The sequence below is a fragment of the Paenibacillus sp. WLX1005 genome (assembly GCF_046603685.1).
Taxonomy (GTDB): Bacteria; Bacillota; Bacilli; order Paenibacillales; family Paenibacillaceae; genus Saccharibacillus.
Genome location: NZ_CP176756.1, coordinates 1,359,408 through 1,375,004, shown reverse-complemented (window position 1 = coordinate 1,375,004; position 15,597 = coordinate 1,359,408). Strand labels below are relative to the sequence as shown.

Below are 15,597 nucleotides of genomic sequence, written 5' to 3'. Positions count from 1 at the left end.
TCTTGTATGTGGTGCCGTTCGCCTCTACTATTTTATTCCTCACGCGGAACGAGATCAAAGATCGTTCCTTCCTCCATCGCATCGATCAGACGATCTAGCCAGAGATAGTATTTGATTGATTCCTGCATTTTCTTTTTATCTTCTAATAATACGTCCCGCACAGTAGATTCTTCCAACTCGGTAATCAGCCGATCAATCTCCCGCACGGATTTGCGTAGAATTAACATATTACTCTCTACTGCTTTCCGCCATTTGATAACGAAAAAATCAGTAAACGTCTGATACCAATCATATTCCACTTCATATAGATCTTTGCGTGAACCTTTTTCCCATACTTTATTGACCATATGCAAATCTAGCAGATTGCGTACCCCCGTACTCATGCTAGTTTTGCTCATCGCCATTTCTTTTCCCATCTCATCCAATGTCATCGGACGATCAGCAAAAAAAAGCAAGCCATATAGATGACCGGTCGAATGCGAGATGCCGTACAGATCCATGTTGCGACCGATAACCTCGATCACTCGCTTTCGCAACTTTTGTATTGTTTCCAGTTGGTTTTCATCTAATTGGTCCAAGCTCATGCTTGCACACTCCATTCTATATATACAGTTTATACGAAATAATCCGAAAGAAATGAACATTCATCATTTTAAAAAAATTATTAAAAAAAGTAAAGTGGAGTATTTGGGAGTATTCCATAGCATAGTATAGCATTTATATCGTAAACATCGTACAGTTTTTTCTGTACAAACTTATTATACGGATTTTACGGTTGATTTGCAAAATCAGATTTGCTACAATTAATCCCGTTGTGTTGCAAATCGTGAAAATCATATCACTGGAATGAAAAATATTCTTGTTTTCATTCGCGTCAAATTGGTTAAGTAGATTACTGTTGAATAAGTGACCGAGTAAGCAAATTCCAATTTCAATCCGTTGCCGGACGTTTTGACGCTTCGCAGGTGATACACAAACTTCGGCTAACTCGTGCAATATGCATGACCATTCTTTTCCTACTATATATAAGGGGTGACGATGTAATGTCTATTCTGGAAATCAAAAATGTCAGTAAGCTGTTTGGACCACATGCAGAACAGGGTGCAAAACTGTTGGAGCAAGGCTGGACCAAAGAAAAAATGGCGAAAGAAAAACAGACCACCGTCGGTGTCAACCGTGTCAATATGGAGATTAACGAAGGTGAAATCTTCGTAATCATGGGTCTGTCCGGTAGTGGTAAGTCCACTCTCGTGCGTATGTTCAACCGTTTAATCGAGCCAACTTCCGGAGAGATTCTCGTTAATGGCAAAGACCTTCGCAAAATGAACAAAGAACAACTGCGTACTGTACGTCGTAAAACAATCAGTATGGTATTCCAAAAATTCGCACTGTTCCCACACCGTACGGTACTGGACAACGTTGAATACGGTCTGGAAGTACAAAAAGTACCAAAAGCTCAGCGTCGTGAGAAAGCACTGACTTCACTGGAACTCGTCGGTCTCAAAGGCTGGGGCGAGAAAATGCCAGATGAACTGAGTGGTGGTATGCAGCAGCGTGTCGGTCTGGCGCGTGCACTTGCCAACGATCCTGAAGTACTGCTGATGGATGAAGCGTTCAGCGCACTCGATCCACTGATTCGTCGTGATATGCAGGACGAGCTGTTGGAACTGCAAGATAAAATGAAAAAAACGATCATCTTCATCACGCATGATCTGGACGAAGCACTCCGTATCGGTGACCGCATCGCCCTGATGAAAGACGGCGCTGTCGTGCAAATCGGTACACCGGAAGAGATCATGATCCAACCAGCGAACTCTTATGTAGAACGCTTCGTAGAAGATGTCGATCTGTCCAAAGTACTGACTGCGGCACATGTTATGCGCAGACCGGAAACGATCACACTGGATCGCGGACCTCGTGTTGCGCTGGAACTGATGCGCGAACGCGGGATTTCCAATCTGTTTGTCATTGACCGCTCCAAAAAAATGCTTGGTATTATTACAGCCGAAGATGCAGCTACTGCTGTTCGTCAACAACAGAAGCTTGAAGATATCCTGATCAAAGACGTTCCATATGTAGAGCCTGAACGCATGCTGAACGATCTATTCGAAATGGTAAGTACGGCCAAATTGCCGGTTGCTGTCGTCGACGAAAGAGAACGCCTGACAGGTGTAATCGTACGTGGCGCACTGCTGGGTGCACTGGCTGGAGAAGTTCAGAACGAGGAGGTTGCTTTAAATGCCTAAGATTCCTATTGCAAACTGGATTGATGTAATTGTGGAATGGCTCAGTATCCACTGGGCTTCCCTATTCCGCGGAATTTCCAATATTATTACGTATGTGGTGGACATCTTCACTTGGTTGTTCATGCTACCGCATCCGTTCCTGTTCGTAGCGATTGTTGCTATTCTTGGTTATATGGCAGGACGATGGTCAATGGCGCTCTTTTCCGCGCTGGGCTTCCTGTTGATCTATAATCTTGGCTACTGGACAGAAACAATGAATACGCTCGGTCTTGTCGTTACATCGGCTCTGATCTCAATTGTTATCGGTGTACCACTCGGTATTTGGTGTGCATCTAGTAAAATTGCTGCACGCATCATTACGCCTGTACTCGACTTTATGCAGACAATGCCTGCATTCGTATATTTGCTGCCAGCCGTTACGTTCTTCAGCCTTGGTGTGGTACCGGGTGTTGTCGCATCGGTAATCTTTGCCCTGCCACCAACCATTCGTTTGACTCACCTCGGTATTACGCAAGTATCCGAAGAACTGGTCGAAGCTGCTGACGCTTTCGGTTCCACTGGCGGACAAAAGCTGTTTAAAGTACAACTTCCACTTGCTCTGCCATCCGTTATGGCAGGGATCAACCAAACGATCATGCTGTCGCTGTCTATGGTCGTTATCGCGTCCATGATCGGTGCACAAGGTATCGGTGCGGTTGTATATCGTGCAGTAGGTCAGCTCAAAATTGGTGAAGGGTTTGAAGCCGGTCTGGCTGTTGTCGTACTGGCGATTGTACTTGACCGTCTGTCCCAAAGCTTCTTTAATGGTAAACGCAGAAAAGCGGCTTAATTCAGCCGCTTTCCCTTTTGCCTGTCCATTTTTCCGCGTTAATAAACAATTTTAGATTAAGGAGCGACATGAACTCATGAGAAAACATAGAAATTGGATTCTGGCAGGTTGCATCGTGCTCATTATGATCATTTCCGCATGCAATCCAAACCGCCAGCCGTTTCCGAGCTTTCCTAACAGTGGCGCTGCCGCTGATACTTCTGCCCCTATAGGCGAGCAAGTGAATCATCAGATCATCGGTATTGATGCCGGTGCTGGTATTATGAAAGCTACACACAAAGCAATCGAAGACTACGGTCTGAGCGACTGGACACTGGTCGAAGGTTCCAGTGCCGCCATGACCGCTACACTGGCAAAAGCAATCCGTGATCAACAGCCCGTGATCATCACTGGTTGGACTCCACACTGGATGTTCAGCAAATATGATCTGAAATACCTTGAAGATCCCAAAAAATCATACGGTGATGCTGAAGAAATTCATACCATCGCTCGTAAAGGTCTGAAGCAGGACGAGCCTACAGCATATCAATTCCTGGATCATTTCTCCTGGACTTCGGACGAAATGGGAGAAATCATGGTTGCCATTCAAGATGGCGCTGATCCAGCACAAGCTGCCAAAGACTGGGCAGACAAACATGCTGATAAAGTAAACGAATGGACAAAAGGCTTGAGCAAAGTAAGCGGCAAATCACTGACCCTAAGTTATGTAGCATGGGATTCTGAAATTGCCAGCACCAACCTTGCCAAATACATTTTGGAAAACAAACTGGGCTACAAAGTTACTGCATTGCAGGTTGAAGCTGGTCCAATGTTTACCGGTGTAGCCAACGGTGATGCTGATGCAACACTGGCAGCATGGTTGCCACTGACTCACGCCGACTACTGGGAAAAATACAAAGCCAAATTGGATGATCTTGGTCCAAGCATGACTGGTGTCAAAGTCGGTCTAGTTGTTCCATCGTACATGAATGTAAATTCGATCGAAGATCTGGCTGACCAACAAAAATAATCCCTGTTCATTCTTTCTTTATTCATTCCTAAAGAAAGGAATAAATTGGGATACTAAGGTGCCTTACCCATCTCCGATGAATAGGTGCACCTAATTGAATGAATACACGAAACAACAAATAAAAAACAAAAAGCAGCTTGATACAAGCTGCTTTTTGTTTTAAATATACCTATTCTATTCCACACACTCAAAGGAGCGATGTGCGCACATGGTGAAGTACAGAAAAAGAATGATGTTTGGTTGTATCGTATTGATGTTGATCCTATTAACTGCCTGTAATCCAGAACGCCAGCCGTTTCCAAGCTTACCCGGTTCTAGCAAATCTTCAGCTTCAGAACCAATTGGTGAACAGCTGAACTACCAGATTACTGGTGTAGAACCTGCTGCTGGACAGATGCAGACCACACGGAAAGCGATGGAACAATATGGATTGAGCGATTGGTCTCTGTTATCCAGTTCCTCTGCCGCTATGCCTGCTGCGCTAGAACGTGCAATTAACACCCAACAACCGATTGTTGTTACGGGTTGGACTCCGCACTGGATGTTTAACAAGTACGATCTAAAATATCTCGATGATCCCAAAAACATATTTGGTAGCGGTGAAGAGATTCATACCGTAACCCGCAAAAATCTCAAACAAGATGAACCTTCTGCCTATGCTTTTTTAGATCGTTTCTTCTGGACACCAGAGGAAATGCAGGAGATTATGGTTACTGTTCAAGATGGTGCTGATCCTGCCGATGCTGTGAAACAATGGGCAGATGCCCATCCTGATCGTATCAAGGAATGGACAGATGGCATCAAACCAGTCAGCGGTAAAACGATCAAACTAAGCTATCCGGCATGGGATTCCGAGATCGTAAGTACGAATCTGATCGCCTATATTTTAAAAGAAAAACTTGGGTACAATGTGAGTATGATGCAGGTCGAAGTTGGCCCGATGTATGTAGGTCTGGCTAATGGCGATACCGATGCGATCGTGGCTGCCTGGCTGCCAACGACACATGTTGAGTACTGGAAGCAGTACAAAGCCAAATTGGATGATCTCGGTCCGAATATGAAAGGCGTACGCATCGGGCTGGTCGTTCCTGCTTATATGAATATCGATTCGATTGAGGATCTGGCTACTTCCTCTTCCGGTTCTTAAATTTTGTGAGTGATGACTATGCCTGTAGAAGCATAGAATACAAAAAAGGTGCATTTCCCTCTATACTAAGGGGAAATGCACCTTTTTCATTCGCCGGTATACCATAGTTTAGCTGCATCTTGATGTATACATCATAAGTGCAGCATCGCTATACAGCACCGGCAGACGTTGCGATTGCATGTCTTTTATAGACCGCTATCCGAATCGTCCTGATGTTTGTTCAGCTTTCTGATCCACAGACCGAATGCAATACATGCCGCTACAATCATCACTGCATACAGCAGGATATAAGGGGTATGTGCATTGAATTCCATAAATAAAGGCAACAGAGCCGTCATCGCCGCTTCCACGTTACGTCCTCCTTCAACATTTGCAAATATGCACTACTAGGTTTTTACCCATTCTCCCATTATTTTACCTCAAATAATACGCGGGTGCCATCTGGATAATTGTCTAATTGGTTACTAATCCATGATCCGGCGCCTCGATTGTCTGATGGTGTGACATATCGTATATCCGCACCGGCTCCGCCTTCACTACACATCGCCATCGGCCACTCGTCCCGATCATACCCTTTGCGGGTTGGTGTTCCTTTGAGCGATTGCTTGCGGTTGGCGTCTGCACCGGAACGATCAATCGTACAGATTGCCGATTCGCCAGCAGCGATTGCATCACGAATATGCGCAGCGGTCTTCGGGTAACGGTCAGCAGGAAACTGTAGCGTGTACTCCGCCTGACCGCTCTGCCGGGTGCTTGTTGTACCTGATGATGATTGCAGCTGATCCGTTACATGAGATAAATCCAGCTTACCAGTAATCAGATACATGACAATCGCAACAACAACGGCGGTTAACAGCGCCCACTTTTTCTTCGATGACATAACATACAATTCCTCCTGCTTGATAACTACCGTACGATTATATAACGGTACTGTATCAGTATAAACGGGATTGCATGTCATGGGAACATACGTTTAGGTCAAATTTTGAAACGCTGTACTTCCTCTTGCAACTCGATCGACAACTGACTGAGCGAATCCGCAGCTGTCGAGATTTCGCGCATCATTTCTACTTGTTGATTGGATGCATTCGCAGCGTTGACCGAGCGGGATGTGATGCTTTCCGACATGCCTGCGATATTGTTCTCTGCTGCCATAATGTGCTTGGACGCATTAGCCAATTCATCGGAAGAACGGAATGCTTCTTCTACCTGTGAAGTGACCAGACGAATCGTATCCTGAACAGTGTTGAAAATTTGCCCCATTTGTTGGACGGCTGCTGTACCGCTCTGTACTTGACGGGCGCCTTCTTCCATTTTAGATACAGTATACGCCATATTTTGAATCATATCTTCGATCTTGGTCGTAATCTGACCAGCAGACTGACTGGAATAATCGGACAACTTTTTCACTTCGCTGGCAACGACTGCAAAGCCCTGACCATGCTCGCCTGCACGCGCCGCTTCAATCGACGCATTGAGTGACAGCAGATTTGTTTGACTAGCAATATCACGAATGACCTGTACAATCGCAGCAATCTCCTGTGAATGCTCTGCCAATTTATACAGGGAGTTGGCAGTTTCCTGTACGGTTCCATCGATGACACTCATCTGCGAAATGGTATGCTGCACATTGTGGTTGCCTTGATCGACTTCATTCAATACACGCTCAGAGGAACGCGATACCTGCGATGTAGCATCGACGATATGCGAGATACTGGATGCGCCTTGCTCCAGACGATCATTGTTCATATTCACCTGTGTTTTCTGTAATTCGGCAGAGTCGGAAATTTCGTTGACCATTTTGGCAGTCGTTTCTGCTACACTCATACCTTCTTCGGCGTTAGCATACAATTGCTCGGATGCGGATGCCATTTGTTCGGAGCTGATCGAAATGACTTTCATCAAATCACGCAGTTTATTCTTCATCAGGTTAAATGATTCTGCCATCTGGTGCAGCTCATCGCGCGACTTCAGATGAATGTCTGGAATGGTCAGATTGCCATCCGCAATTTCACGAGCAGAGTCAGCGACCATTTTAATTGGTTTGGAGAACATACGCACAACCAGCCCTGCAATCGCCAGCCCGATCAATACCGCAACGATGACCGCGATAACCATTGTCCAGAGTACATGCGTTACGACGGCGGCATTGGCAGCTTTGGCTATATCCAGCTGTTGACGCTCATAATCTTCCATCTGCTGCGCTTTTTCAGCAAGCTTCTGTGCCATCGGTACACACTGCGTCGATACAATCTGAGTGTAAGCTGCTTCATCGCCTGCCTGCTTCAACACAATCAGCTGATCGGTTAATTTTCCATATTCGGTTTGTAAAGTGGCAAATTCCTCAAGTAACTGTGGATTGCTATCTGCCAGCACTGTACGCAAAGTTACCAATTCGGCAGCCATATCGGTTTTGGCTTTATTCAAATAATCCAATTGATCTTGTCGACCAGTTAGCAAATAACCACGCATGTATTTGGTCTCATCCGCAGCCATATATTTTAAATCCTTGATTCCCATAATGTTCTCTACTCTGCCGTTGAGCAGATTCTCATAACTCGTATTCATATAACGAGTTGCATATCCACTGATGCCAGCAACAATCAGTACAATGAGAATCATAATCGTAAATACGCCGTATAACTTCATTTTAATGTTCATTCATAAACTCCCCCTGGTAATGGTCAGTGTACGTATAAAGGTTCCAATCATCTCTTTAGCTATATCGGTTTTTCGCACCAGTATTAAATAGATATGGGTTTATTTTCAAATTTTCGGCATATACATCACTGCACTCAATCGGTATAGACGAAATAACGACAATTTTCGATTTTTTAGAAACGTTTATATAACTTGCTGCGTATATCCCCATAACTAATGAGCCTGCTATATACAGACAGGCAGAATTGCATACTTACTATTTATTCTTAAAGGAGAAATGTCTATGTCATTCTTTAACAAAATGCTTGCACGCGTTGGTGTCGGTGCTGCCAAAATCGATACGGTGGTGGAGCAGCGCGAATATTATCCGAATAGTGAAATCCGCGGTGTGGTATACATTCAAGGCGGTAACGTGGATCAGGAAGTCGGTAACATCTATATCGAAGTGATGACTCAGTATATCCGCGAAGAAGACGATAAAAAGCATCATGTCAACTACACCATCGCCAAACACAGAGTTTCCGAACGGACGGTTGTAAAAAGTAATCAGAAAACAGAAGTCCCTTTTTCCTTTATTCTGCCTCCGCAAACGCCACTCACGCTAGGCAATCAGAAGGTGTGGCTGCATACCGGATTGGATATCGAGATGAGCATGGACCCGACCGATCAGGATTATATCGTGGTTAGACCACATCCTTATATGGATACTGTATTGGAAGCAACCGAGCTGCTTGGCTTTCGCTTCAAAGCGTCCAGTGTAGAATATGCGTCGCGCGCGCCATTCGGTGTTCCGTATGTGCAGGAGATTGAATTTTACCCGGGACCAGATTTCAAAGGACAGATTACTGAATTGGAATTGATGATGGCGTTTCGCGGTGACGGCTTACAGGTGCTTGTAGAGGTAGATCGTCGCGGTCGCGGATTAGGTGGATTTTTCGCAAGTGCATTTGATATGGATGAGCGTCAGGCGTGGCTTGATCTGAGTGCTGCCGAGTTGAACCGCGGTGCACATCATGTCGCGGATCGTTTGGAGTATCTGATCGATCAAAATAGCTGATCGTATCCAATCTAGTCGTAATCATCAAGATTGAAAAAAGTTTCACTTACGACATATTGTCGACACATTCCAGGTATATGCTAGAACTATAGCTTTCATCTTATACAATAGACGCAGCCTTTCGTAATGGATTCCATTGAGAGTCTGCGTTCTGTTTTGAGATTGACTATCTTGTTATTGCAGACTGATGAAGTATTCATCCAGTTGCAGAATACGTTACTCTCAAAATATGTAGTTATACTTTTTATTAATTTACCTTTTATTTAGTATTGCAATCATCTTTATTCTATGGTATTATGTATTCATAAGGGAACACCAAGACATTACTAACAAGATGAATACTTAATAAATATAAACAAAAGAGGAGATATTATCATGAGTTCAAAATTTAACAAAATCCTGTTGTCCGCCACTTTAGCTGCAAGTCTGGGTGCCATCGCTGTAGCCGCTCCAATCGGAGGCAGTCACGCTTACGCTGCAACAAGCGATCAATCCAATGCTGACAAACGCAAAGATAAAGAAGAGCAACGCGCAGATAACGCTGCATTCCTGGCTGCACAAACTGCTGAATTCAATCGTCTGTTCGGTACAGAAGAAGAAACAACTCCTGCTGAACAACCTGCTACAACAACACCAGCTACTTCGACTGAAACATCCAACAACGTCACTGTTGTCGTTCCACAAGGTGCCAGCCTTGCTGAAATCGCTGCTCAATACGGTATCACTGTAGACGAACTGGTTGCTGCCAACAACCTGCTGCCTGCTGGAACACAACTGACTATCCCGCAAAAATAAGAATATTTGAACGGAACCCATCTCATCCATGAAATAGATCGTTCAGCTTGCCCCCATCAAACTGAACAACGAAATCCAACTGTAACATTCGACATTCAAGCTATACCCATACACGATTGGAAAGTTCCCCCTTTCAAAATCGGCCAAGCTATAGATTCCGGCAAGCATCTGCCAAATGCCTGCCGGACACCATAAAAAGCTGACACCCTCCCCTGAGTGTCAGCTTTTTTGTATGCTAAGATGCTAAGACATCTGCTTCAATCGTTTTATACAAACTGAAAACAAGCACAAAAAAGACTCTCCTGAATCATCAGGAGAGTCTTTTTGCGATTGCAGAGGTTGGAGCGGTGATGCTGAAAAGATTCAAGAGAATCCTTTCATTACATCATGCCGCCCATTCCGCCCATACCACCCATGTCAGGAGCCGCAGCGCCTGCTGGTTCTGGTTTGTCAGCGATGACAGCTTCAGTAGTCAGGAACATTGCTGCTACGGATGCTGCGTTTTGCAGAGCGGAGCGTGTTACTTTGGCAGGGTCAACGATACCTGCTTCGAACATGTTTACCCACTCGCCGGAAGCGGCGTTGTAACCAATGCCTACTTCTTCTTTTTTCAGACGTTCCACGATTACGGAACCTTCTTGACCAGCATTCGCTGCGATGGTGCGAATTGGCTCTTCCAGAGCGCGCAGGACGATGTTTACGCCTGTTTTCTCGTCGCCTTCTACATTCACAGCAGATACCGCGTTATATACGTTCACGAGGGCAGTACCACCACCGGATACGATACCTTCTTCAACCGCAGCGCGAGTTGCGTTTAGGGCGTCTTCGATGCGCAGTTTGCGCTCTTTCAGTTCGGTTTCGGTTGCAGCACCGACTTTGATTACTGCTACACCGCCAGCAAGTTTTGCCAGACGCTCTTGCAGTTTCTCTTTGTCGAACTCGGAAGTTGTTTCTTCCAGCTGCGAACGGATTTGGCTAATACGTGCATCGATGTCAGCTTTGTCGCCAGCACCGTCTACAACGATTGTGTTTTCTTTGGTTACGCGCACTTGACGTGCAGTACCAAGTTGGTCGATGGATGCAGATTTCAGATCCAGACCGAGTTCTTCCGTGATCACTTGACCACCTGTCAGTGCAGCGATATCTTGCAGCATCGCTTTACGACGGTCACCAAAGCCAGGAGCTTTCACTGCTACTGCGTTGAATGTACCGCGCAGTTTGTTCACAACGAGCATAGCCAGTGCTTCGCCTTCGATGTCTTCAGCGATCAGCACGAGTGGTTTGCTTTGTTGTACGACTTTTTCCAGCAATGGCAGAATTTCTTGCGTATTGCTGATTTTTTTGTCAGTGATCAGGATGTATGGGTTGTCCAGAACGGCTTCCATTTTATCCGTATCGGTGATCATGTATGGAGAGATGTAACCACGGTCAAATTGCATACCTTCTACAACTTCCAGTTCGGTTGCAAATCCACGGGATTCTTCTACGGTGATAACGCCGTCGTTGCCGACTTTTTCCATCGCTTCAGCGATCAGTTGACCAACTTCGTCATCGGCAGCGGAGATTGCCGCTACTTGTGCGATGGATTGTTTGTCTTCAACGTGACGAGAAATGCTTTTCAGTTCTTCAACTGCTGCGCGAACAGCTTTGTCGATCCCTTTGCGGATTACCATTGGGTTCGCACCAGCGGTTACGTTTTTCAGACCTTCGCGAATCATCGCTTGAGCCAGAACGGTTGCAGTTGTTGTACCGTCACCAGCAACATCGTTTGTTTTGGTTGCTACTTCTTTAACCAGTTGCGCACCCATGTTCTCGAATGCGTCGTCCAGTTCGATTTCTTTGGCGATGGTTACACCATCGTTCGTGATCAGCGGGCTACCGAATTTTTTCTCCAGCACCACGTTGCGACCTTTTGGACCGAGTGTTACTTTTACTGCATCTGCCAGGGCATCCACACCACGAAGCATGGAGCGACGAGCGTCTTCACTGAATTTAATGTCTTTAGCCATTTGAACAGTACCTCCTCAGTATGATGGAAAAATAGGGTTCAATCTTATGATGAGACATGGATATTTTGCGTGAGTAACGAGCCGGATTCAAGCAACGGCTTGAACCATCTATGTGCAACGTAACGGGATTAGCCGATAATTGCGTGAATATCGCTTTCTTTCATAATCAGATATTCTTTACCTTCGAACTTGATTTCTGTACCGGCATATTTGGAGAACAGTACGCGGTCGCCTTCTTTTACTTCCAGCGGAGTGCGCACGCCGTCTTTCAGCAGACCACTGCCTACAGCAATGATTGTGCCTTCCTGTGGCTTTTCCTTAGCGGAATCTGGAAGCACGATACCGAATGAAGTCGTTTCTTCCTGTTGACTCGCTTCTACCAATACACGTTCACCTAAAGGTTTGATCATGAAAAATAGCCTCCTTAATTTGAATGATTCGTTATAGCAGGTAACGATGTACCTATGTATTAGCACTCAACAGCGTGTAGTGCTAACAACCAACTTTATGATACTCAACTTGAGCGACGATTTCAAGTCCCTTTGTGTAAAATTCAATTATCTCATACTACAAAAAGTAACCTCCAATTTACTCACTCTTTGGCTTAAAGTCAAATAAGTAGGCAAATTGGAGGTTGTTTTGAATTCAAATCAAGCAGAAATTTTGTCGGAAATAGTTTTTTCTTTCGAAGAGAGCTCAAAATTAGGATCAAACTTAAACACATATGCTGCTGTAAGCCAAATAATCCAACAATTTACTCCAAAAAATAAGTAGCCAAAGTAACCAAGAAAAGGCATCTCGGAAAATAAATGGAATTTATCTAAGTAAGGCACCGAATATTTCCAGTAATTAGGATTTGTAGGAGAGCCATTATTGAATTTTTCAATTCCATAATTCCAAAGTTCCCAGAAAAATCCGTTAAATACAGTTGCAACTGCGATTAGAACAATAGAGGTCCAATCACCTTTTTTGATCGAAGTAAATGGATTCCATAAACCAACCAAACCCATAGCAGCAGACAACATTGGCACCAATGCAAGCCAAAGTACAAAAAATAATTGATGTGGAAAATATCCCATTGCTACGGCTAGAATTAATCCAAGTATGTAAAGAGTTACCATAATGGGTTTATTTAAAATAATTTTAGGTCCTTTACTATATCGTTCTTTTATATTAGGAAAAGTTTTAAGCAGTAAATACCATTCTACAATTGCTGGTAAAACGGTAGTATAAGACAAAGAAAACCAGAATACATTTCCAAAGTTAGAAAATACATCTTTATTAGGATAGTACCAATTTTCTACTACAAAATAGTTCAAATATTCAAATGCAAACCAGCTGAAACATGAAACTATAGCTAGTAATTGCAATAGACGTGGTTTCTGCGATAAAAGTGAAAAACCATGATTACGCTTGTAAACCATCCCATCCAGTATACAAATAAAAGACCACCATAGTGGTACAAATGTGTATGCTTCAAAAAATTTTAAAAAAGGAATTTGAGACCACATGGTTAACCAACATAAAATTAAAATTGGAATTGATATCCAAAACCATATCGGGAATTTAGTTTTAGATGATTTCTTTGGTTCTGATATTGATTGTAATTTTTTAAAACCAAACCATCTCGGAAATAAAATAAAAATCGAAAGAAACAATGCTACAGCACATCCAAAAACAAAGAAACTAACGCTAAACCCCGGTGGTTCAATTACTTTTTGTGAGGGAAACAATCCATAGCCTGGAGGAAGCCCCTGCCACCTTACAAGACTTCCTATGAGCGGCAACAAAAAAATAAGAGCAAATGTAACAATTAGAAATGCAATCTTTCTCAAAAATATATCCCCTTTTTATTTAAATAGATTACATTAATATGATAATTCAAAATTTACCAAGCTAGCAACGATTTATTCGTTATTTATATTCTGTTCATCTCGTGCAATCTGCTTGCGATGAACAATCGTCGACAGTACTACACTCAGCTCGTACAATCCGAGCAATGGAATGGCTACCAGAATATCGGATATGAAGTCCGGTGGCGTAATGACGACCGCCACAAGCACCAGTACAAAGTACGAAACTCGCCGCAGCTTACGTAGCAATGCTGGATTCACAATGCGCAGGGTAGTCAAAAACATAATCACGAGCGGCAATTCAAACAATCCTGCTACTGGAAATACGATATTCGACATAAAGGTAAAATATTGCACGACACCGTACGTTTCTTCCAGCCCCATGCTACGGGTTACTTGCGATGTGAAGGTCAGCGCCATCGGAAATACAATATAGTAAGCAAACAATACACCGATCAGGAACATCAAGAATACAAACGGAATGTATCGTAGCGCCATCCGACGTTCCTGTAACAGTAAGCCCGGACTGACAAATGCCCATATTTGATATAGCGCACATGGCAGTGTCACAGCAATGCCTACCACCATCGCGATCTTCATATACAAGCCGATCCCGTCCCAAAACGAAAATACATGGAAGACCAGATTCCGTGCTGTCTCTGCTGACACCAAATATTGATACACCGGTTGAGCGACGAACAATCCCAGAATCATACCTAAAAACAGCACAGCGATTACGATAATCAATCGACGGCGCAATTCGGTCAAATGGTCGATCAGCGACATTTCATTATCCGATTTATTCATGAACTCCCTCACTTCTACTTACTGGCGACATTTCGTTAAAAGAAAATCCCTTCCGCCGGGGAAGGGATTCGGAAGAGCTGTACAACCGCCGTCATCAACAAAACCCCCATCTGGCTACCGGATGGGATGGCGATTGGTATCGTACGTGTATGATTAACGTTTATCTTCCGGACGAATCGGTGACTGTACTTCAGTCGCTTCAATCGATTCTGTACGGGACTTGGATTTGGTCTCATCGTCTTTCATCATATCGCGCGTACCTTCCTTGAATTCGCGGAATGTACGACCAACAGCGCGGCCAAGCTCAGGCAACTTGTTCGGACCAAACAAAATCAGTGCCAGAATAATAAGCAAAATAAATCCGGTCGGGCCAATACCTGCACCGCTAAACATAGTAATTCCTCCTTCATGATACGACAGCACTGTGTCTATCGTGCTCCTATCATAGCATAACTACGCATCGCAATTCACCTTTGGATCATGCTTAGATCGCAAAATTTTGCATACAAAAACATACAACCATTCATGTTCAAAAATGTTGTATATAGCAGCAGTTCCATGTATACATGATCGTTATCTCATCCAGTCGTATTGCGATATACGGATATCGCTGATCTGTGCCTGAGCGTGCTTTGCTACTCAGCGTTCTTCGCCGGGAAGATATTGTCCGGTAATCATTCGTAGCGCTTCTGGCAGTTGATCCATAATTGCTGCCAGATGTTCATGAACGCCTTTGGGGGTTCCGGGCAGATTGACGATCAGGCTGCGTTCACGGATACCGCAGATACCACGAAACAGCATCGCTGATCGGTTCTTTTGCATAACGGTAGCACGCATTGCTTCTGCCATACCCGGCACTTCGCGCTGAATGACCCGGCGTGTCGCCTCTGGAGTAACATCGCGCTGCGCCAGTTCTGTACCACCAGTCGTTAATACCAGATCCGCGTTAAAATATTCGGTCATTTCAATCAATGCGGCGATAATCTCGTCCGGCTCATCCGGTACGACACGGTACTCAACAATCTCACCGCCCAATTCTTCCTCTACCAGCTCGCGGATGACCTGTGCGCTTGTATCTTCGCGCTCTCCACGCGCGCCTTTATCGCTGGCTGTCAAAATCGCCGTTCTCCAAACCATACGCTTACCCTCCCATCTCTATGCCATCCGTTTAGTATCGTTGTATG

15 protein-coding genes and 1 pseudogene are annotated in these 15,597 nt (G+C 44.4%); 6 read left to right on the top strand and 10 right to left on the bottom strand.

Going from position 1 to position 15,597, the window contains the following annotated elements; translation table 11 throughout:
- Positions 1 to 32: 32 nt before the first annotated feature.
- Positions 33 to 584, bottom strand: a complete 552-nt coding sequence (locus ACE3MZ_RS05940) for a GbsR/MarR family transcriptional regulator (protein ID WP_411345548.1) — start codon at positions 582 to 584, stop codon at positions 33 to 35.
- Positions 585 to 1,043: 459 nt separating this feature from the next.
- Here ACE3MZ_RS05940 and ACE3MZ_RS05935 point away from each other — a divergent pair, with 459 nt between their 5' ends.
- The 4 genes and pseudogenes from ACE3MZ_RS05935 to ACE3MZ_RS05920 all read left to right on the top strand — a co-directional run bounded on the left by ACE3MZ_RS05935 (position 1,044) and on the right by ACE3MZ_RS05920 (position 5,231).
- Positions 1,044 to 2,246 carry a quaternary amine ABC transporter ATP-binding protein gene (locus ACE3MZ_RS05935; RefSeq protein ID WP_411345547.1) on the top strand — a complete coding sequence of 401 codons (1,203 nt, stop codon included), beginning with the start codon at positions 1,044 to 1,046 and terminating at the stop codon, positions 2,244 to 2,246.
- Positions 2,239 to 3,075 carry an ABC transporter permease gene (locus ACE3MZ_RS05930; RefSeq protein ID WP_411345546.1) on the top strand — a complete coding sequence of 279 codons (837 nt, stop codon included), beginning with the start codon at positions 2,239 to 2,241 and terminating at the stop codon, positions 3,073 to 3,075. The genes ACE3MZ_RS05935 and ACE3MZ_RS05930 overlap by 8 nt, the downstream gene beginning before the upstream one ends.
- Before the next feature lie 202 nt (positions 3,076 to 3,277).
- A pseudogene (locus tag ACE3MZ_RS05925) lies at positions 3,278 to 4,084 on the top strand (glycine betaine ABC transporter substrate-binding protein); the annotation flags it as partial.
- A 208-nt stretch (positions 4,085 to 4,292) separates the two neighbouring features.
- Positions 4,293 to 5,231: a glycine betaine ABC transporter substrate-binding protein gene (locus ACE3MZ_RS05920; RefSeq protein WP_411345545.1), complete on the top strand. Its 939-nt coding sequence runs from the start codon at positions 4,293 to 4,295 to the stop codon at positions 5,229 to 5,231.
- Between the two features lie 185 nt (positions 5,232 to 5,416).
- Here the strand turns inward: ACE3MZ_RS05920 and ACE3MZ_RS05915 are convergent, their stop codons facing one another.
- The 3 genes from ACE3MZ_RS05915 to ACE3MZ_RS05905 form a co-directional block, all read right to left on the bottom strand.
- On the bottom strand, positions 5,417 to 5,581 hold the full coding sequence (locus ACE3MZ_RS05915; RefSeq protein ID WP_411345544.1) for a hypothetical protein: 165 nt from the start codon (positions 5,579 to 5,581) through the stop codon (positions 5,417 to 5,419).
- Positions 5,582 to 5,640: 59 nt separating this feature from the next.
- Positions 5,641 to 6,111: a sporulation protein gene (locus tag ACE3MZ_RS05910; RefSeq protein WP_411345543.1), complete on the bottom strand. Its 471-nt coding sequence runs from the start codon at positions 6,109 to 6,111 to the stop codon at positions 5,641 to 5,643.
- Between the two features lie 98 nt (positions 6,112 to 6,209).
- The gene (locus tag ACE3MZ_RS05905; RefSeq protein ID WP_411345542.1) at positions 6,210 to 7,892 is read right to left on the bottom strand and encodes a methyl-accepting chemotaxis protein; all 1,683 of its coding nucleotides are present in this window, start codon (positions 7,890 to 7,892) and stop codon (positions 6,210 to 6,212) included.
- 283 nt (positions 7,893 to 8,175) lie between these two features.
- On the opposite strand from ACE3MZ_RS05905, the gene ACE3MZ_RS05900 reads away from it, so the two are divergent.
- The gene (locus ACE3MZ_RS05900; RefSeq protein WP_411345541.1) at positions 8,176 to 8,949 is read left to right on the top strand and encodes a sporulation protein; all 774 of its coding nucleotides are present in this window, start codon (positions 8,176 to 8,178) and stop codon (positions 8,947 to 8,949) included.
- 375 nt (positions 8,950 to 9,324) lie between these two features.
- The gene (locus ACE3MZ_RS05895; RefSeq protein ID WP_411345540.1) at positions 9,325 to 9,744 is read left to right on the top strand and encodes a LysM peptidoglycan-binding domain-containing protein; all 420 of its coding nucleotides are present in this window, start codon (positions 9,325 to 9,327) and stop codon (positions 9,742 to 9,744) included.
- A gap of 380 nt (positions 9,745 to 10,124) precedes the next feature.
- Here ACE3MZ_RS05895 and groL read toward each other — a convergent pair whose 3' ends face one another.
- The 6 genes from groL to ACE3MZ_RS05865 form a co-directional block, all read right to left on the bottom strand.
- Positions 10,125 to 11,753 carry a chaperonin GroEL gene (groL, locus tag ACE3MZ_RS05890; protein ID WP_411345539.1) on the bottom strand — a complete coding sequence of 543 codons (1,629 nt, stop codon included), beginning with the start codon at positions 11,751 to 11,753 and terminating at the stop codon, positions 10,125 to 10,127.
- Between the two features lie 128 nt (positions 11,754 to 11,881).
- Positions 11,882 to 12,163 carry a co-chaperone GroES gene (gene groES, locus ACE3MZ_RS05885; protein WP_411345538.1) on the bottom strand — a complete coding sequence of 94 codons (282 nt, stop codon included), beginning with the start codon at positions 12,161 to 12,163 and terminating at the stop codon, positions 11,882 to 11,884.
- Positions 12,164 to 12,403: 240 nt separating this feature from the next.
- Complete coding sequence (locus ACE3MZ_RS05880; RefSeq protein ID WP_411345537.1) at positions 12,404 to 13,588, bottom strand: small-conductance mechanosensitive channel; 1,185 nt, start codon at positions 13,586 to 13,588, stop codon at positions 12,404 to 12,406.
- Positions 13,589 to 13,660: 72 nt separating this feature from the next.
- On the bottom strand, positions 13,661 to 14,413 hold the full coding sequence (gene tatC, locus ACE3MZ_RS05875; RefSeq protein ID WP_411345536.1) for a twin-arginine translocase subunit TatC: 753 nt from the start codon (positions 14,411 to 14,413) through the stop codon (positions 13,661 to 13,663).
- A gap of 153 nt (positions 14,414 to 14,566) precedes the next feature.
- Complete coding sequence (tatA, locus tag ACE3MZ_RS05870; protein ID WP_411345535.1) at positions 14,567 to 14,806, bottom strand: twin-arginine translocase TatA/TatE family subunit; 240 nt, start codon at positions 14,804 to 14,806, stop codon at positions 14,567 to 14,569.
- A 246-nt stretch (positions 14,807 to 15,052) separates the two neighbouring features.
- Positions 15,053 to 15,550 (bottom strand): molybdenum cofactor biosynthesis protein B, encoded by a 498-nt coding sequence (locus ACE3MZ_RS05865; protein ID WP_411345534.1) that lies wholly within the window; start codon positions 15,548 to 15,550, stop codon positions 15,053 to 15,055.
- Positions 15,551 to 15,597: the final 47 nt, after the last annotated feature.